Source organism: Brucella sp. HL-2, assembly GCF_025846885.2.
In the GTDB taxonomy this organism is placed as follows: Bacteria; Pseudomonadota; Alphaproteobacteria; order Rhizobiales; family Rhizobiaceae; genus Brucella; species Brucella quorumnocens.
Genome location: NZ_JAOYTK010000004.1, coordinates 136,451 through 155,417, shown reverse-complemented (window position 1 = coordinate 155,417; position 18,967 = coordinate 136,451). Strand labels below are relative to the sequence as shown.

Here is an 18,967-nt window from a genome sequence, read left to right as displayed (position 1 = left end):
TTCGGCATATACATCATCCCTTTACGCCACCGTTGGTCAGGCCAGAAATCAGTGCGCGCTGCATTACAAGGCCAATCAAAACGGGTGGAAGTGCCGCCAGAACGCCAGCGGTTGCAATCAATCCATAATCGGAAACGCGGCCGCCAGCCAAGTCAGCTATTGCAACTGTCAGTGTTTTGGCGCGCTGATCGGAAGTGAAGAGCAAAGCGTAGAAGAACTCGTCCCAGGCCAGCAGGAAAGCAAACAACACTGATGTCGCGATAACCGGCATCGCCAGGGGCAGAGTGATGATCCTCAGTGTTTGGAACAAGTTAGCGCCATCCAACATGGCTGCGGCTTCGATCTCTGCAGGAATAGAATCGAAACCTGATTTCATCAGCCAAGTGGTAAACGGTGCTAGAATGCTAAGATAAACCAATGCCAAGCCAAAGACATTATTAAGCATACCGAAATAGGCAAGGCCCATGTAAAGCGGCACCGCAAGTGCTACTGGCGGGAGCATATATGTGGCGATCACCATATAAAGCGACCAGCCAATAGACGGCGTGCGCGAGGCGGCAAATCCAGCGGGAACTGCGAGAAAAATCGCAACAACAGCAGATATGGAAGCAACTATAATACTGTTTAAAAGAGAAGCAGCGAAGGCGGCTCCGGCGCTGTTTGGGGTAGTTGAAAGCAACAGAGTATAGCGGGACAAATCTGGGTCTTGAGGCCACCATCGTAATGGCTTGGTAACGAGATCAGCAGGAGGCGAGATACTCATTATAAATAGCCATAGGACAGGCGCGAGAATAATGACGGCCAGCAAAATGGCACTGACGTAGATGAAGAAACTGAACATCCGACTTCTATGCTCCATCACCTTGCACTCCCTGCAGCCTTGCGAACAAGAGTAGCGTAACCCACCGCAAGTATCGTGACCAAAAGTGTTACAATCAGTGCAAGGGACGCACCTGAACCCGCGCGCTGAAATGAAAATGCTTCCTGATAGACAAGGATAGATAATGTTCGTGTGCTGTTGGCCGGTCCGCCACGCGTTAACACCCAAATAATGTCAAAGACTTTGAACGCCTCAATTGTTCTGAGCACGAGCGCAACCATCAGAGGGCCGGCAAGATAGGGTAGAATAACAATGCGGAAGCGCGTGAATGGTCCGGCACCATCAACGAGTGACGCCGCAGTGATCTCACGAGGTACAGACTGCAATGCGGCCAGGGCAATCAACGCAACCAGCGGAAAATTCTTCCAGCAATCGGCGATGATGAGTGCGGTGAGCGCAGTTCCCGGTTCTCCCAACCAAGATCGATAGGCATCAAGTAATCCGAATTGTGTCAAAGCGGCATTGAGCGCTCCGTATTCAGGGTTATAGATTAGGCGCCATAAAGTCGCGTTCACCACAGTTGGTAAAGCCCATGGTAAGATCATGAGTGCGCGCAGTACTGATCGGCCATAAAACTGCTGGTTTAAAAGCAGTGCGGCAGCGACACCGAGCACCATTTCAGCTGTGACTGACACAACAGCAAACCAGGTGGTGGTGATAAGAGCGCGCTGAAAGCCGCTATTGGCGAGCATTTTTGTATAGTTATCGATACCAATGAATTCGCCGCCCGTGCCCACAAGCTTGGCATCAGTGAAAGATAGCCTAATGGTGTCAATAAGAGGCCAGCCAATAACGGCTGTCATCACGATAAGCAGTGGCAGCATTAAAAGCCACGCGCGAGTGGTCAGATCGGTGCCAGACACTGCAAAGCTGCTCCATAAAAAATGTGGTTAGCGGGCAGGCTGACTGCCCACTAGAAGATTAAAGGCCACTGTTTTCGGCGGCGGTTTTCAACGCGTCCTCTGACTTTGTCTGTCCAAGCAACGTTTCTTGAATAGCCTGTTGCAGGGCGGTCGATAATTCCTGATATTTGGCGGTAGTAGGTCTCGGATACATGACTGCTAGACTGGTCTTAGCGGCGGCAATGAGTTCTTCCTGCCCCTTGGTAACAGCCGGGTCTTCATAGGACGCTGCCCAGATCGGAAGGCTCAGCTTTGCATACTGGTTCTGTATGTCCTTTGAAGTCATGAAAGTGATGTATTTCCAGGCCTCTTCTGGGTGCTGGCTTGCGGAAGTGATGCCGAGGCCCATCGATCCATTAACCGCTGAGGCTTCACTCTTTCCAGCGACACCAGGTGCAGGAACGATGCCAACTTTGCCAGCGACTTTGCTATCCTTAGCGTCGTTCGCCATATTGTACATATAGGTCCAGTTCAGTGCGAAGGCGGCATCGCCGTTCTCAAAGACCTTTCGAACGTCTTCTTCGAGGAATTCTTTCGAATTGGGATTGCTTACGCCGGAATTATAACTCGCAACCATGTAGTTGAGAGCATCCAGTCCCCCGCCATTTTGAAATGCAGGCTTACCGTCCTTTAAGAGATCGCCCCTATAGGCACTCACAAGGGTTGTATAGTCACAGATAACTGCTTCCGCCTGTGACCAACTCCAAGCAATGGGCGAGGCGACTAGTCCTTTGTCCTTGATGATCGTGGCCTGCTCCGCCAATTCGTCCCAAGTCTTAGGTGGGGTCTTTATCCCAGCCTTTTCGAGTATTTCCTTGTTGTAAAACAGATACTTGGTATCGAGAATCCATGGCATACCAAAATATTTTTCATTGTACTGGACTGTAGTCCAAGCGCCCGGGAGGACACCTTTCTTCATATTGTCTGTAATGCGTGAGGAAACGTCGACCAAAACATTGTTCTCAGCATATTCGGCAGGCCAGATAACATCGAAAAGCACGACGTCATAGCCACCGCCCGCGCCCTGGGCGAGAACAGTTTTGTCATGAAGGCCCTCATAAGGCACAAATTCAAGATTAACCTTGATGTCCGGGTTTGCCTTGCTGAAGGCCTCCGTCATAGCTCGTACATCGGATTCGCTATAGGCAGCCTGAGCCATGAACAGGGCGTTTAGCTTTGTCTCGGCATAAGCATGGGATGAGAAGGCTACCGCCACCAATGTGGCACCAGCCAGTGATCTGCTTACTGAATTAAACATTACAAGCCTCCTCTATGTCGATCGAGCGATCTTTCGATACCCAGAGCGACCGTCCGATGTCGGAAGTTGCACGTCTGGTTCGGTCAATCGTAGTCTTTTCGCGGGCACTTGAGCCCAGCTGTTCCCTCTGAAACTCTTTTTGGTTTCATTTAGTCAACTGTCTTGACTAATTAGTTCGACAATATTCTATTGGTGTCAAGAGGAAAAATGTGATGCAGGACAGTCGACCCATAAGAGCTAAAAGCGGAACCAATCATGAGAGCACCGGCATCTATAATCGCCGTGTCATTCTCGACGCTTTGCGTCTTAATGGAGCCCTGTCGAGGGCCGATTTGGCGAGGGCCACCCGTCTGACCAAGCAAACGGTCTCCAACATCATGGAGGAATTGGAGGCTGACGGTCTGGTTGCATCAAGTGAGGCGGTGCGCCGCGGTCGCGGACAGCCTTCGACGCCCTATCGCTTGGTACAGGAGGGAGCATTCGCGATTGGTCTGCAGATCGATCGTCATATTACGCGGGCGGTCGTCGTCGATCTTGTCGGTAATGTCTTGATAAGCAGGGAAGAATTTCTACCTCCAGGAGGCCCAGCCGTAGGGTTGCCAGTCGTTCTCGAGCTCGTCGAAAAGGTGAGGCGACAATTGCAGCTGCGAACCAAGGATGCCGAGGCGCGGCTTGTCGGGCTCGGTGCTGCAATGCCGGGTCCGTTTGGTGTCGAAGAAGATGCGAATGGTAATCCGTGGATGATGGGCGCCTGGCAACGCTTCTCGCTTCTTGATGCACTTGCATCGGGAACGGGACTTACTGTTACTCTGCAAAACGATGCGGCCGCCTGTGCGACTGCAGAACGAGTGATAGGGCATGCGAATGGTTTGGAAAATGCGGTCTGTCTTTTTGTTGGCTACGGCATTGGCGCAGGCTTGATCCTTGGGGGCGAGCTCTATAGAGGCACATTCGGGAATGCTGGCGAAATTGGCATGGCGCTGCTTCCAGCACACGGACGGTCTACCCCGCTTGAACACCGTGCATCTATGGCCTCGCTCTATAGCCGCCTTGACCTTGATCACACCGACCCGGAAATATACTCGTTGATTGAAGGCCGCCTTGAGGCCGATGACGCTGTGGTTCTGAATTGGATCGAGGAAGCAGCCCAGGATTTAAAGTGGACTGTTCATTTGATCGAAACGATCTTCGACCCGGAGACTGTCATCTTGTGTGGCAGCGTTCATGCGGCGCTCGTCGCAAGACTACATTTGGCCATGCAGCCACTTCTGAATTCAAACGCCGATCGGACAGACAGAGCCTTTCCCCGGTTGCAACTCGGCATGACAGACAATTGGGCTGTTGCGCGTGGTGCAGCAGTTGAGCCAATCAGCAGCGCATTCGATCCTCGCATTTCTCCTATCATTAAAGCTTCGGGATCGATTCAGTCACTTCGTTAGACGGACAGATTATAAAGCGTTCTACGCGTTATGATGTGAACTGCCACCTGATCTATTCAAGCCGTCAGAGCCCGGTCTACAATCAATATATTTGTCGCGATCAACCTTCGAAGGTCCTGACTGTTGATCGCAGCATCCTTATATCCCTTCAAGGATGGGACTATCGAGCCTGCAAGCTCGGCCGCGCTTAAAAGTAGAGATGCTGGGGCAAGCCTATCGCTGAGAATCTCCGCAATCAGGTCTTCTACTGCCTGATAGCCTGCACTGGTCCGCTCCCTGAAAAGTGGTCCTTCATGAAGTATGGCTTATGAGCAGCAGAAGGACATTGAAATGGCAGCGAAAAGACACAAGGCGGAAGAGATCGTTACGAAGCTCCGTCAGGTTGACGTGCTGGCTGCGCTTATGAAAAGTATCGGCATGGCATTCCAGCCGATGTTCCTCGTGCACAAGATTAATTAAAATTATGGTCTCGCTTGCGAGGCCATAATGATTTCATAGCGACAGTGGAGCCGCGAGAATATACACGGTAAGCAAAGTTAGATATTGGAACTATTTTTTATAATGTAATTAAATTTAGTCGATCTGTTCGTTCATTTCGCCGCCTGTTTATGAAACGTTTTGAATAACATTGTTCATATAGAGGGCGTCATGTTGAAATCGGGTTTTCTACGTTTTGCAGCAGCTACATTTTTTATTGCTTCACTCACTCAAATTAGTTCCGCTGAAACACTGCGCTGGACACGAGCCGCCGATGCCTTGACGCTGGATCCGCATGCGCAGAATGATGGTGTGACGCATGCTATTCTCAATCAAATCTACGAAAGCCTTGTCTGGCGCGATGCAGAGGGCAAACTTATCCCGCGTCTCGCGACGGAGTGGCATTTGAAGGAAGGCGACCCGACCACATGGGTGTTTAAGCTGCGTGAAGGGGCTAAGTTTCACAATGGCGATGATCTGACCGCAGAAGATGTTGTCTTCACGCTGGATCGCGCCCGTTCCGATAAGTCTAATCTTCGTCAGCTGCATGCGGACGTGGAGAAAGTGACTGCCACGGGTGATCATACGGTTGAGGTGATACTTCGTGCACCCAATGCGATTTATCCGAACAATCTGACCGGTACTTACATTCTCGACAAGAAGTGGGCGGAAGAACATGGTGCCGCGGAAGTGCAGGACATTGCCTCCGGCAAAGATAATTATGCCGTGCGTAATACCAACGGCACTGGCCCTTATGTTCTGAAGTCACGCGAAGTTGGTGTTCGTACTGTGCTTGAAGCCAATGAGCACCATTGGGGGGGAAAGAAACCGGAAGTTACGGAAATCATCTATACGCCGATTGCAGACAATGCGACCCGTGTTGCGGCCTTGCTTTCAGGCGAGGTGGACTTCCTGCATGAAGTGCCGGTGCAGGACATTGAACGGCTGAAGAATACGCCGGGCATCAAGGTTTCGGTTGGGCCTGAGAACCGCTCAATCTTCCTTGGCTATCGCGTTGATAATGCGCCGCTTGCATCGTCGGATGTGAAGGATAAGAACCCTCTCAGCGATGTGCGTGTTCGTGAGGCTTTCGAGCTGGCCATTGACCGCGATGTGATCAAGACTGTCGTTTTGCGCGGTAATTCGGTGCCGACCGGCATTATCGTTCCGCCTTTCGTGCATGGCTGGACTGAGGAGTTGGATGCTTACTCAAAGCCCGATGTAGAAAAGGCGAAAGCATTGCTGGCGGAAGCTGGCTATCCGCAGGGCTTTACGATCACGCTCGACACGCCAAACAATCGCTACGTTAATGACGAAGCCATTGCGCAAGCGGTTGTTGGTTTTCTGGGGCGTATCGGTGTGAAGGTTGCGCTCGCGTCGCGTCCATATGCGCAGCACGCTCCGCTGCTTATTGACCAGAAATCGGATTTCTACCTGTTTGGCTGGGGCGTTCCGACATTCGATAGCGCCTATAATTTCAACGATCTCGTTCACACCCGCGCAGGGCGTTATGGTGCCTATAATGCGACCGGCTATTCAAACCCGGAAGTGGACAAGAAGATCGAGTCCCTTGGTGCCGAGATCGATCCGGCAAAGCGTGATGCAACTATCGATGAACTCTGGAAACAGGTGAAAGCAGAGCATCTTTATCTGCCATTGCATAATCAGGTTGGTGCCTGGGCGGTGCGTGACAAGTTCAATCTTGAGCATCAGCCCGATAACTCGCCGAAAGTGGGGCAGGCGACCATCAATAATTGATGACACGGTTGACCCTCACCGCCTGGCTCAGAGCCACGCGGAAAGGGTCAAGAGTTCCTATTTTAGGCAGATATTATGACCGGATTTATTATCAGGCGTATCTTTCAATCCATGGGCGTCATGCTGGCCGTGGCTTTGATTGCATTCGCCGTTATACGCTTTGTCGGCGACCCGCTGGAATCCATCGCCAGTCAGGAAACCCGATTGGAAGAGCGACTGGAAATCAAGCAACGACTTGGGCTGGATCAACCGGTTTATCTCCAGTTTCTTTCTTTTCTCAAGCGCGGTGTGTCCGGCGATTTTGGTCTGTCGTATAAGCAGCAGGAGCCGGTGAGCCGAATGATCATTGAGCGGCTGCCAGCGACGCTTGAGCTTGCATTAACCTCATCGCTCATTGCGCTGATCGGTGGTGGAATCTTGGGCGTTTATGCGGCGCTGCGTCCCGCATCCCGCCTGACCAGCTTAATCATGACAGCCTCGCTCATTGGCGTATCGCTGCCCACATTTTTGATCGGAATTGGTCTTATCTACCTCTTTTCGGTTGAACTTGGCTTGCTTCCATCTTTTGGGCGCGGGCAGGTGGTGGCGGTTGGCAGTTGGTGGACGACAGGCTTTCTAACCGCATCGGGCTGGCGGTCGCTGATCTTGCCATCAATCACCTTGTCGCTGTTCCAGATGACTTTACTCATGCGGTTGATACGGGCGGAAATGCTGGAAGTGCTGCAGCAGGACTATATCCGATTTGCAAAAGCACGCGGCCTATCACGTCGCAGCATCTATTTTGGACATGCGCTGAAAAATACGCTGGTGCCTGTCATTACGGTTGTTGGATTGCAATTAGGCTCTGTCATAGCCTTCGCAATCGTGACTGAAACAGTTTTTCAGTGGCCGGGAGTTGGGTCGTTGTTCATCAGCTCGGTACAAGCGGTCGATGTGCCAGTAATGGCAGCATATCTCGTGTTCATTTCGCTCGTCTTTGTGATCATCAATCTCATTGTCGATATTCTTTATCATGCTGTCGACCCGCGTCTGCGTTTTGACCGCATTGCTGCGGGAGCGTGACGTGACCGATACACCCCTTCTTCGCTTGTCTAGTAAAAGCCGGTTGTCGCAGAGCCAGTCTGGCAAGAGACGCTGGCGGATTGCACCACTGACAACCCTTGCCGCTACGCTTGCAGCCGTGTTGATACTGGGTGCCGTTTTTGCGCCGCTCGTCGCTCCACATACACCTTTTGATCCTTCAACCCTTGATCTGATGGATGGCCTGACGCCGCCATTGCAGACGAGTGCTTTCACCGGCAATAGCTTTTTGATGGGCACAGACCACCAGGGGCGCGATATATTTTCGTCCATTCTTTATGGAAGCCGCATTTCGCTGCTGGTCGCTTTCTCAGCGACCTTTGTATCCTTGCTGATTGGGGTAAGTGCTGGACTTATCAGCGGATATAGAGGCGGTATCACTGATGCAGTCATTATGCGTATTGCTGATGCGCAGCTGACATTTCCAACCATCCTAATTGCACTTTTGATTTTTGGTTTTGCGCAAGGATTGATCCCGCCAGCCCAGCAGGAAGCAGCAGCGGTGTGGCTTCTGATCTTTGCAATTGGTCTTTCAAACTGGCCGCAATTTGCACGCACCGTCCGTGGCGCTGTGCTGGTAGAGCGGCGAAAGGATTACGTTTCAGCAGCGCAATTGATCGGTGTTCGGCCCGTACGATTGCTGATTACGCATATCCTGCCCAATCTGCTTGGGCCTGTCATGGTGATTGCTACTATCGGGCTTGCACTTGCGGTTCTCGAAGAAGCGACGCTTTCCTATCTTGGGGTTGGCGTGCCGCCCACACGCCCGTCACTCGGCACTTTGATCCGTAACGGACAGCAGTTTTTATTTTCCGGCGAGTGGTGGATATTGGTCTTTCCCGCATTAACGCTGGTGCTGCTTGCCCTAGCAATCAATTTGCTCGGCGATAGGTTGCGTGATCGTCTTAACCCGAAATTGCGTGAGAAATCCCGGTGACAGACAATTATTCAAGCAATCAGCCTCCCGTTATTTCGGTACGAAATCTGGGCGTAGATTTTCCCACCGACGGCGGCGTCTTTCATGCGGTCGATCAGGTGTCTTTTGATATCGCCGCGGGTGAAGTCCTTGGCATGATCGGGGAATCCGGGGCAGGGAAGTCTATAACGGGTTCTGCGATAACCCGCCTTATCGATCCGCCGGGCCGGATCGTGAGCGGCGAAATTCGCATCAAAGGCGAGCGTATTGACACATCATCAGAAAAGGCGCTGGCATCACTGCGCGGACGTAGGATTGGTACGGTTTTTCAGGATCCTCTGGCTAGCCTTAATCCGCTCTATAAAATTGGCCAACAGCTCTTCGAAACCATACGCAGGCATCTGCCGCTTGACGCAGCGGCTGCGCGTAAACGCGCTGTCGAGCTTTTGACCGAAGTTGGTATCCATGATGCGGAGCAACGACTTGATGCATATCCGCATCAGTTTTCAGGTGGCATGCGCCAGCGCGTAGTGATTGCTTTGGCAATCGCGGCAAACCCGGAATTGCTGATTGCCGATGAGCCCACCTCCGCGCTTGATGTTTCTGTTCAGGCGCAGATCATCGCGCTCATCAAAAGGCTTTGTGTTGAGCGCGGCCTCGCGGTTTTGCTCATCACGCATGATATGGGCGTCGTTGCGGAAATTGCCGATCGGGTGGTGGTGCTCAATCATGGGCGGGTTGTTGAGGCGGGGCCGGTGCGCAATGTAATTCAGTCGCCACGTGATGATTATACGCGCAAGCTCATTGCCGCGACCCCTTCCATTCACCAGAAAAGCATCAGACGCGATGTGGCCGATACACAGCCGGAAATCTTGCGCGTGAATAATCTCAAGCATGATTTCAGCACATCGGGCGGTAGCTTTTCTTTCTTTAAAAAAACGAAAAAATCCGGCGCGATCCGCGCGGTCGATGATGTCTCTTTTAATATCCGCGAGGGTGAGACCTATGCACTTGTCGGTGAATCCGGTTCTGGAAAATCGACGATAGCACGCATTATCGCGGGTCTTTTGTCCGCTCAGGAAGGGCAAATCAGGATTGATGGCAAGGCGAAAAGTTCCGGTCATGGCGCTGTGCAGATGGTGTTTCAGGACCCTTATGCCAGCCTCAACCCACGCTGGCGCATCGGCGATATTATCGCTGAGCCGATACGCCGCCTGAACCTTGAGAAAGAAAATCAGGCAATCGAGCGGCGTGTCGCGGAACTTCTCGAAAAGGTGCGATTGGAGCCGGGTTCCACACGCCGTTATCCTCATGAGTTCTCAGGTGGACAGCGACAGCGCATTGCTATTGCCCGTGCGCTTGCCAGCCGCCCGCGTTTTATCATCTGTGACGAGCCAACCTCGGCACTTGATGTTTCCGTGCAGGCACAGGTCCTTGATCTGATGGCTCAGTTGCAGGCGGAATTTGGGCTGACCTATCTGCTGATCAGCCATAATCTGGCAGTCGTTCGGCAAATGGCTGACCGTGTTGGCGTATTGCGTCAAGGCGTTTTGGTTGAGCAGGGGGCGGTAGAGGAGATTTTTCTGAACCCCACCCATGCCTACACAAAGATGTTAATCAGCTCAGTCCCAGATATTGATCTTGCTTTGGTAAAGAGAGGCCTTTGATACCAGCAACGTATCGTGCAAGTGAATTCAACCGCGTGAGATAAACGAAGTCCCATTGAGAATTTGGATTGTCATCACGGCTACTGCGAAGCTCTGGACCAATATCGACACTGAAAATTCTCCCCGCGAGAAGGCGATTGGTGCGATGTTGCGGAATACCTCGTTTTCCATCTTTGAGGGATCACCGACAGGTACCTTCGGGTTGGCTTGCTCGAGTCATAAAGAGACCGCGAAGAGATTTTCTGGTGTTTACAATCGGTTTTTTGCGCGGTGGCTCGATTGATATCAGAGCAAACCGGTGCGCTATATGACGCCAGGTGAGGCTGTGTGCGAAAGGATTGTCTTTGTTAGAGAATACCGCAGACTTGAGGGATTTTTTGAAGCGGTGTCTATCGCCGAGCACCTTTAGTATAGGTCGCTTGCAGCCGTGCTAGAGCAATCGAAGATTACAACGACATCAATCCACATTCCGCACTCAAGATGGCTTCCCCTAAGCAAGTTCATCTGGAAGAAATCAAACTAGCCGATCTGTCCGGTGAAATGGGGCACTCCACTCGCGGATTCGGGACCCAGGGCTGTAGTTATATCTTCTTATCTACCGGAAATCTTCGTACTGTGTCCGTATACTTGTTTGCCGCAAACACTCGTTGTGGAGAATTTTCTCCTCTCAATGCGCCTGAGGAACAAATCAATTACGCGGTTGTGCATTGATCGGGTTACAGCAGTTTTCTGCCGCGGGGTTTAAAGCTCGCGGCAGACTTGGTTCGGCATGTACTCTGTACTGAAGCCCGTCTAATATTGATCCACGCCTAAACTACGGGTTGTCCGTTCAACTAGCGCCCGTCAGTTCGTTTGGAGAAACGCAGGATAATGAAGCCAGCGCTACCCGCGATGAGCGAACCAATCAGAATCCCTATTTTGGCTTCGTCCTGCAGCAGCGCATCATTAAAGGCGAGAAGCGAGATAAACAGGCTCATTGTGAAGCCGATACCGCATAAAAGAGTGGTTCCGAGCATTTGAGACCAGCTTGCGCCTGCCGGTAAGCCAACAATTCCCGTTTTCACCAACAGCAAGACTGCCCCGAAAATCCCGAAAAGTTTACCCAACGCCAATCCCGCAGCGACACCCAAGGTAACCGGGGCAAATATCGCGTCCACACCCAATCCGGTGAAACTCACACCGGCATTCGCAAAACCGAATATCGGTACAATGAGGAATGCAACGGGCTTGATCAGGCTATGTTCAAGCAGGTGCAGGGGGCTTTCGGAAATGCTGGCTTCTGGCTTTGCTGGCGTGCGCGTAATCGGAATGGTCAATGCCAGTAGAACACCTGCAATCGTTGCGTGAACGCCCGAGCGGTAGGTGAAGAACCAGAGTAAAATTCCAACTAAGAGATAAGGTGTCAGGCGCTTTATGCCCGCGAGATTGAGAGCCACTAGAACCGCGAAAACGCCCCCGGCCAACACCAAATCGATTACAGAAACACCAGACGTATAGAAAATCCCAATGATGATGACGGCACCAAGATCGTCAATGATTGCAAGAGCGGCAAGAAAAACCTTTAGTGACGTTGGAACACGAGAACCAAGCAAAGAAATTACGCCAAGGGCAAATGCGATATCGGTCGCGGCAGGAATTGCCCAGCCATGGGCAGCGCCATTGTTAAGATTGAACGCAAGATAGACCATTGCGGGAACCGCCATGCCTGCAGCAGCTGCTGCTCCGGGCAAGATGCGGCGCGGCCATGAAGAAAGATGGCCGTCAACCATCTCTCGTTTTATTTCCAGGCCGACCATCAGAAAGAAGATGGCCATAAGTGCATCGTTTACCCAGTGCTGGACAGAAAGCGGCCCCAGATAGACGTGCAGCGTGCGGAAATAGGTCTCTGCAAACGGAGAATTTGCGACGAGCAATGCAGCAATCGCTGATGCAATCAGCAACAAGCCACCTGAAGATTCACTGTCGAGAAAATTACGAACAGTACTTTGAATGCGACCAGCCATGGCAGCTCCTGACAGAAACGGTTAAACACAGTCTCCGTATTCAGGGCAGTCCCTGGGCGCACGCAGCACACGCCTTGGGTTAAGGTAGCAATGAATGCTGAGATTTCAAGCCGTGCTTGTCGATAATGCTCGCGATTGATTTGGTGTGAAGCTCGTTTCCGCCGTCGACAACACAACAATCTTTAGCTTGACGAGAGAGTTGGTGCCGTAAGAAAAGAAGACAGATGTGTATTTGCGCGCTGCAAGAGGATGCAGAGATCAAAACCGACATGAGAGAGATGAAGCAGTTATGAGCCACGAGCTCCATGATCCAGGTGGCAAGGTTCGCCTTAAGGTCAAATCAGAAATCAGGGGCGATGCTCTATTTTCGGAATGTGGTCGCTACCGGCGCCTCCTAACACGTGAGTGGGATGGAGCGGAGAAAAATGGTTATATTCTTTGGATCGGTATGAACCCGAGTACAGCCGCGTTTAATGTCGACGATCCGACTGTGTTTAAAGAACAGAAATTTACACGCCGCTGGGGCTATGGACGGTATGTCAAATGCAATGTCATGGATTACCGTGCGACCAACCCAAAAATGCTGCTTGAGCAAGGCGTGGTTCCTTGTACGCAGGAAAATCTGCAAACCATCGTCGAACAGGCCTTGAGCGCCGAGATCGTCGTGATGGCATATGGCTCGCTACACAAGAAGCTGGCGCACCATGGGCAGGCTGTTACTGATGCCTTGCGTGCAGCAAGCGTCAAACTGCATGCCCTTAAAATTACAAACAACGGTTCACCCGGGCACCCATTGTATCTCAAGGACACAAGTGAGCTGATCCCTTATTAATTTTCGTAGAGCAATTTACCTGCCAATCGATGGGCAGCGCGTTTAAGAGCAGTGCTGAAACGAACATCACACGGCGGAAAGAAAGAACACGTGACGAACAAGCATCTTCGTAACCAAGCAGGATTTGCAACGCGAGCCATTCATGTTGGACAAGAGCCGGATCCATTGACCGGTGCCGTCATTCCACCAATTTACCATGCCACAACTTATGTGCAGGACGGCATCGGTGCCAGCAAAGGCTATGACTACAGCCGGAGCGGCAATCCGACACGCAACGCGTTAGAGCGTTGTCTCGCGGATCTTGAAGGAGCTGAAGTCGCTTTTGCGTTCCCGAGTGGCCTTGCAGCCGCTGCGACTTTGCTGGAGGCGCTTCCGGCAGGCTCGTCGATTTTGGCCCATAATGATCTTTACGGCGGCATCTACCGACTGCTTGCCGATGTCCGCCCCCTGACAGCGGGCCATAAAGTCAATTTTGCGGATTTTTCTGACGAAAAAACACTAAGCCAAGCCGTTCTGGAGCACAAGCCAAGTTTACTTTGGCTTGAAACACCTTCCAATCCCACTCTCCGGATTGTCGATCTGTCTCTGGTTGCAAAGCTCGGCGCGGAAGCTGGCGCGATCACCGTGTGTGACAGCACTTTTTCATCGCCAGCCGGACAGCGTCCGATAGAACACGGTATCCATGTCGTTGTGCACTCAGCCACTAAGATGCTGAACGGACATTCAGACCTTCTTGGTGTTGTTGTCGCGGTGTCCGCTCATGCTCCGGCGAAGCTCGGCGAGCGGATCAGGTATCTGCAAAATGCTCTGGGATCAGTGATGTCTCCGACAGATTGCGCACTTTTGCACCGCTCCCTTAAGACCCTTGAAATACGAAGCGCCCGGCAGTCAGAAACGGCACTTAAGCTGGCCAATAGTCTCGAAAGCAAAGCCCAAGAACTCGGATTGAGCAGGGTTGTTTATCCGGGCCTGAAGAGCCATCCGCAACACGCATTGGCTGCACGGCAGATGATTAATTTCGGCTGCGTCGTTTCCGTTGAAGTTACGGGTGACCTTGCACGCGTAGAACGCGTCCTAACGTCGACGCGTTATTTTCATTTTGCAGTCAGTTTGGGCAGTGTAGAGAGCCTCATTCAACACCCATTCTCCCTCACGCACGCTGTTGTGCCCGAAGATCAGAAGAATGATCTCGGAATTGGACCTCAACTAATCCGCATTTCTGTCGGTCTTGAAGACCCAGAAGATCTCGAAGCCGATTTGGTGCAGGCACTGATCAATAGCCGGTAATTCACTCAGTTATGCTTGAGGTTGTCTTTTCTCTTTTGAAGAGCTTTATGTTAGCCAGTCGGTCAATCTCTACGAAGATGACCGGGGTAATAAAAAGTGTCAGCACTTGGCTGAGTAACAATCCGCCAACCACTGCCACGCCAAGTGGTTGGCGCAGTTCTGAACCTTGTCCGTGGCCAAGAGCAACCGGGACGGCTGCGAGCAGAGCACAGAAAGTAGTCATCATGATTGGCCGAAAGCGCATGATGGCTGCTTGATGGATTGCCTCTTCGGCTGGATGATGGTCCTCTCGCTTCAGAACGAGCGCTACGTCTACCATCATGATGGCGTTCTTTTTAACAATGCCGATCAGCATCAAAAGGCCGATAAGCGCTATGATCGACAGATCGAAGCCAAAGAGTTGGAGTGTTAATAAAGCACCAAAGGCTGCCGATGGAAGACCGGATAAAATAGTGAGCGGATGAGCGAAACTTTCATACAAGACGCCCAGAACAATGTAGATTGTTGCAATCGCCGCTAAAATGAGCAACCCCATATTACTGGTTGATTGCGCGAAAACCTGTGCTGCGCCAGCTGGATGAACAGCGACCGAGGCTGGCATACCAATCTGATTGCGCAAGCTGTCCACCCGATCAGTTGCCGTTTCGAGCGACACGCCTCCTGGAAGATTGAACGACAAGGTCACAGAAGCCAACTGACCAGACTGATTAACAGTTACGGGGCCGTTGATACGCGTTATTGAAGCAAAGCTTGCCAAAGGCACTAAGATTCCTGATGACGACGGCACCCGAAGAGCGCCCAATTGGGTTTCATCCGATTGGCGAGAGCGACCAAGTTCTATAATGACATCGTAATTGTTACCGGTGGTTTGAATCTGCGAGGCCGTAAGCGTGCCATAGGCTGCTTCCAACGTTTTGCGAATGGCTTCAGACGTTATTCCGAGACTGCCAGCCTTGTCATTGTCGATTTCTATGCGCGCTTGTAGGGCGTTATTCTGGAGATCAGACGCAACATCGACAAACATATCAGGCTCGGCCTTCATGGCGTCTGCAAGTTTTGTCGACCATTGCCGCGCTTCATCGGCATCCAGAGATTGCAAAACAATCTGATATTGGCTCTGGGTGCTACGACCACCAAAGCGCAAGCTCTGCACGGGCGTTATATATGCTGTAAGCCCCGGAAGCTGATTGAGCGACTTTCGCAGGTTACTCAATGTCCGATCGAGTGCGGGCCTTAGATCTCGTGCTTTGAGCTGCACGAAGAACGAGCCGGTATTAAAGGTAGAGCCGCCCGGGCCACTTCCCAACGACGAGGTGACATGTTCAACAGCAGGATCTTTGGAAATGATTGCGGACGCCTGTTGCTGCAGAGCGCTCATTGCCTGGTAGGAAATGTCCTGTCGTGCCTGTGTGGAGATTGTCAGCAGGCCGATATCTTCCTGTGGAAAGAAACTTCTTGGTAGTGTCAAGAAAGACCAGACCGACCCCGCCAGGCTAAGAAAAAATATAACAAGGACAATGGAACGGTGGTTCAGACACCAACCAACGGCACGGCCATATTTCTGTGTCACAGCATTGAAGATATGCGTGAAACGGCCAGGTTTTTCAGGGCTGTGAGGCAGTCGGGCAGCAAGCATTGGCGTCACGGTCAAAGAGACAAGAGCCGAAGACAAAATGGCCAAAGTCACGACCATACCAAACTCATTCAATACACGCCCGACGATTCCACCCATCAGCAAAATCGGAAGAAAAACGGCAACCAGAGAGAGCGACATGGAGACAATCGTTCCGGTGACTTCCTGACTACCTTCAATGGCCGCTTGAAAGGGTGAAAGGCCTTCTTCGGCGCGTCTTACGATGTTTTCCAGCATCACGATCGCATCATCCACAACCAGCCCAACCGCGAGAGTCAATGCAAGCAATGAAATATTGTCTATGGAAAAACCTAATGCATACATGCCAGCGAATGTTGCAACCAATGACAATGGGACCGCCAATCCGGGGATCATGGTCGCCCAAAATCGTCCTAAGAACAGGTATATCACGAGTATAACAAGGCCGATTGTTATAGCTAAGGTCTTTTGAACGTCGGCTATAGCTGCGCGTATTGAGGCTGAGGCGTCATTGACGACTGAAATATGCATCTGCGCCGGAAGGGCAGCCTCAATGTCTGGCAGTTTGGCCCGGATAGCGTCCACAACGGCTACCGTATTTGAGCCGGGCTGCCTCTGTACGGCGAGTGCGATTGTTTGCTTTCCATCGAGCCAACTGCCCTGATTGACGTTCTCGACACTATCAAGGACCGTCGCCACATCCGACAGGCGAACAATTCTATTGCCGTTTCCGGCAATGATCAGGCCCTTGAACTCATCGGCATTCGTTCGTTGGGTTTTTGCATCGACTGTTAATGCTTGTGTTCCGTTTTGCAGAGTTCCCACGGGCGTTTGATCGTTTGCAGCGGCAATTGTGTCACGCAAATCTGAAAGCGATAAGTTTCTGCTCTGAAGCTTATCTGGGTCTACTTCGACACGTACGGCGTAAGTTTTTGAGCCGAATACCTGTGCCTGTGCCACACCTGTGATTGTGGATAGGGCCGGCGAAATAATGTTCTGAGCAATGTCATCCATCTGTGTCAGACGAGCGCCATCTCCGGTCAATGCCAGAATAAGTACTGGCGCGTCCGCGGGATTTGATTTTCGGTAACTGGGTGGCGTGGTCAGGTTATCAGGTAGTTGTCTTTGAGCACGCGTAATTGCCGCTTGTACGTCAGCTGCCGCTGCATCGATATCGCGAGATAAATCGAATTGCAAAGTAATGGACGTGCTGCCAAGCGAGGAAGTTGCACTAATCGTGTTGATGCCGGCAATTGTTTCAAATTGTTTAATAAGCGGCGTTGCAACAGAAGACGCCATGGTGTCAGGAGAGGCACCTGCCAACTGCGCGGAAACATTGATTGTGGGAAAATCGGCCTCTGGAAGTGCTGAAACCGGTAACTGAAAATACGCGGCAATGCCACCGATCAACAGTCCGGCAATCAACAGGACAGTGGCGACTGGACGACGGATGAACAACTCGGAAATATTCATGGCGTTAGTGCCTTTATTTCCATTCGATCGCATCCCGAAAACTGTGAACCGGTTTTCGGCTGAAATGCGCCTTAAAACAAAATCTTAGAGGCTGCACTGATTTACTCACATTCGCGCTCTAGTTGGAGGATGTTCCGGTTTCGGTCTCTGTGGCTGCAACCATTACCTTACTGCCATCGACAAGTGACGCTTGTCCTTCGGTCACAACTGCCTCTCCCGTTTGGAGCCCTTTGCTGATCCCTGCCATACCATTCGCACGCAATGTGACTGTAACCGGTCGTATCTCAACTGTGTTGTCGGCTTTGACGACATAGCTTATGGAACCGCTTTCTTGCGGTTGTACAGCCACGCCGGGGACCAGTACGAGATTGTCGATTTGGCCCGTAGCAATTGAAACGCGCAATGATTGTCCAGGCCAGAAGTTTCCAGATTGATTGTCCAGCTGCGCGCGTAATCGCACGGTGCCGCTTATGGTATCGATAGAATTATCGATGAAGCTCACGGGACCAGTTTCGGTGTCATCTTTACCGTCTCCGGAAACCGCAGTCGCTTGAGCAGTCAGCGTCCCGGCTGCAAATGTTTGACGGATCTGCGCAAGGTCTGTTTCCGGAAGAGTGAACTCAGCATAGACTGGTGTCATCTGCGTGAGAGTTGTAACCGGCGCTCCGGCGGACAGATAAGCTCCAACGGACACAACAATTACGCCGAGTTGACCGTCGAACGGTGCAGTGATTTTTGTGTTGGTCAATGTGACCTGATCTGCAGCGAGCTGCGCTGTGTCGGCCTGTAGTTGCGCCTGGGCAACTTTCAGAGCGGCAAGAGCGTCGTCTCCACTTTGCGATGTGTTAACGCCACGAGTGACCAGATCCTGAATGCGCTTCAATTGCAACGCGGCATCATCAAGGGTTGCCTGGGATTTGGCGACGGTTGCCTGATCTTTGCCAATTGTTGCGCGAATTACACGATCGTCGAGTTGCGCAATCAGATCGCCTTTTTTGATTATCGCGCCATCGCGGACGTTCAGCACAGAAACATTGCCAGCTTGCGGGCTGTTAACAGCTGTCGAGGCAATAGCAACAACGGTTCCCACTGCATTGCGTTGAATGGGCAAAGAGCCTGCTTCTGCAACTGCAGTTTTGACTGCGTGCTCAACATTAGCGGAGCGTCCTGCTCTTTGTATGCCGATGTTTTGCGTTGTATCAAGTGTTGTTACGGAAGACGAGCCATTCACGTGATACCAGCCAACGTAAGCGGCACAGATCAATACTATTGCCGTAGTACCCCAGATCACCCAACGCTTCACTCGCAGGCTCCCGTTCCCAAGACATGCTATCAGTCCAGGATGCTCAGATTACCAGAAAATGATTGACCGGCAACTAAACT

At 51.7% G+C, this 18,967-nt stretch carries 14 protein-coding genes; 8 read left to right on the top strand and 6 right to left on the bottom strand.

The window, feature by feature from the left end; translation table 11 throughout:
• Positions 1–13: 13 nt before the first annotated feature.
• Genes OIV19_RS08620 through OIV19_RS08610 form a run of 3 tightly spaced genes read right to left on the bottom strand, consistent with a single transcriptional unit; the run spans position 14 to position 3,040 of the window.
• The gene (locus OIV19_RS08620) at positions 14–859 is read right to left on the bottom strand and encodes a carbohydrate ABC transporter permease (RefSeq protein WP_264231277.1); all 846 of its coding nucleotides are present in this window, start codon (positions 857–859) and stop codon (positions 14–16) included.
• Positions 859–1,743: a carbohydrate ABC transporter permease gene (locus OIV19_RS08615; protein WP_264231276.1), complete on the bottom strand. Its 885-nt coding sequence runs from the start codon at positions 1,741–1,743 to the stop codon at positions 859–861. The genes OIV19_RS08620 and OIV19_RS08615 overlap by 1 nt, the downstream gene beginning before the upstream one ends.
• Before the next feature lie 58 nt (positions 1,744–1,801).
• The gene (locus OIV19_RS08610) at positions 1,802–3,040 is read right to left on the bottom strand and encodes an extracellular solute-binding protein (RefSeq protein ID WP_264231275.1); all 1,239 of its coding nucleotides are present in this window, start codon (positions 3,038–3,040) and stop codon (positions 1,802–1,804) included.
• A gap of 212 nt (positions 3,041–3,252) precedes the next feature.
• Here OIV19_RS08610 and OIV19_RS08605 point away from each other — a divergent pair, with 212 nt between their 5' ends.
• The 6 genes from OIV19_RS08605 (at position 3,253) to OIV19_RS08580 (ending at position 10,377) form a co-directional block, all read left to right on the top strand.
• Positions 3,253–4,479 (top strand): ROK family transcriptional regulator, encoded by a 1,227-nt coding sequence (locus OIV19_RS08605; RefSeq protein ID WP_264231274.1) that lies wholly within the window; start codon positions 3,253–3,255, stop codon positions 4,477–4,479.
• A gap of 330 nt (positions 4,480–4,809) precedes the next feature.
• The gene (locus OIV19_RS08600) at positions 4,810–4,938 is read left to right on the top strand and encodes a hypothetical protein (RefSeq protein WP_264231273.1); all 129 of its coding nucleotides are present in this window, start codon (positions 4,810–4,812) and stop codon (positions 4,936–4,938) included.
• A gap of 189 nt (positions 4,939–5,127) precedes the next feature.
• Positions 5,128–6,714, top strand: coding sequence for an ABC transporter substrate-binding protein (locus tag OIV19_RS08595; RefSeq protein WP_264231272.1), 1,587 nt, complete (start codon positions 5,128–5,130; stop codon positions 6,712–6,714).
• A gap of 75 nt (positions 6,715–6,789) precedes the next feature.
• On the top strand, positions 6,790–7,776 hold the full coding sequence (locus tag OIV19_RS08590; protein ID WP_264231271.1) for an ABC transporter permease: 987 nt from the start codon (positions 6,790–6,792) through the stop codon (positions 7,774–7,776).
• Position 7,777: 1 nt separating this feature from the next.
• Complete coding sequence (locus OIV19_RS08585) at positions 7,778–8,731, top strand: ABC transporter permease (protein ID WP_264231270.1); 954 nt, start codon at positions 7,778–7,780, stop codon at positions 8,729–8,731.
• Positions 8,728–10,377, top strand: a complete 1,650-nt coding sequence (locus OIV19_RS08580; protein WP_264231269.1) for an ABC transporter ATP-binding protein — start codon at positions 8,728–8,730, stop codon at positions 10,375–10,377. The genes OIV19_RS08585 and OIV19_RS08580 overlap by 4 nt, the downstream gene beginning before the upstream one ends.
• Before the next feature lie 833 nt (positions 10,378–11,210).
• On the opposite strand, the gene nhaA is transcribed toward OIV19_RS08580, so the two are convergent.
• Entirely contained in the window at positions 11,211–12,380 is a 1,170-nt protein-coding gene (gene nhaA / locus OIV19_RS08575) for a Na+/H+ antiporter NhaA (RefSeq protein ID WP_264231268.1), read from the bottom strand.
• Positions 12,381–12,669: 289 nt separating this feature from the next.
• Here nhaA and OIV19_RS08570 point away from each other — a divergent pair, with 289 nt between their 5' ends.
• Positions 12,670–13,212 carry a DUF1643 domain-containing protein gene (locus tag OIV19_RS08570; RefSeq protein WP_264231267.1) on the top strand — a complete coding sequence of 181 codons (543 nt, stop codon included), beginning with the start codon at positions 12,670–12,672 and terminating at the stop codon, positions 13,210–13,212.
• 90 nt (positions 13,213–13,302) lie between these two features.
• The gene (locus OIV19_RS08565; protein WP_264231266.1) at positions 13,303–14,499 is read left to right on the top strand and encodes a trans-sulfuration enzyme family protein; all 1,197 of its coding nucleotides are present in this window, start codon (positions 13,303–13,305) and stop codon (positions 14,497–14,499) included.
• A 1-nt stretch (position 14,500) separates the two neighbouring features.
• Here the strand turns inward: OIV19_RS08565 and OIV19_RS08560 are convergent, their stop codons facing one another.
• Both OIV19_RS08560 and OIV19_RS08555 read right to left on the bottom strand, forming a co-directional pair.
• Positions 14,501–17,584, bottom strand: a complete 3,084-nt coding sequence (locus tag OIV19_RS08560; protein WP_264231265.1) for an efflux RND transporter permease subunit — start codon at positions 17,582–17,584, stop codon at positions 14,501–14,503.
• A 118-nt stretch (positions 17,585–17,702) separates the two neighbouring features.
• Positions 17,703–18,689, bottom strand: a complete 987-nt coding sequence (locus OIV19_RS08555) for an efflux RND transporter periplasmic adaptor subunit (RefSeq protein WP_498831034.1) — start codon at positions 18,687–18,689, stop codon at positions 17,703–17,705.
• Between the last annotated feature and the right edge of the window lie 278 nt (positions 18,690–18,967).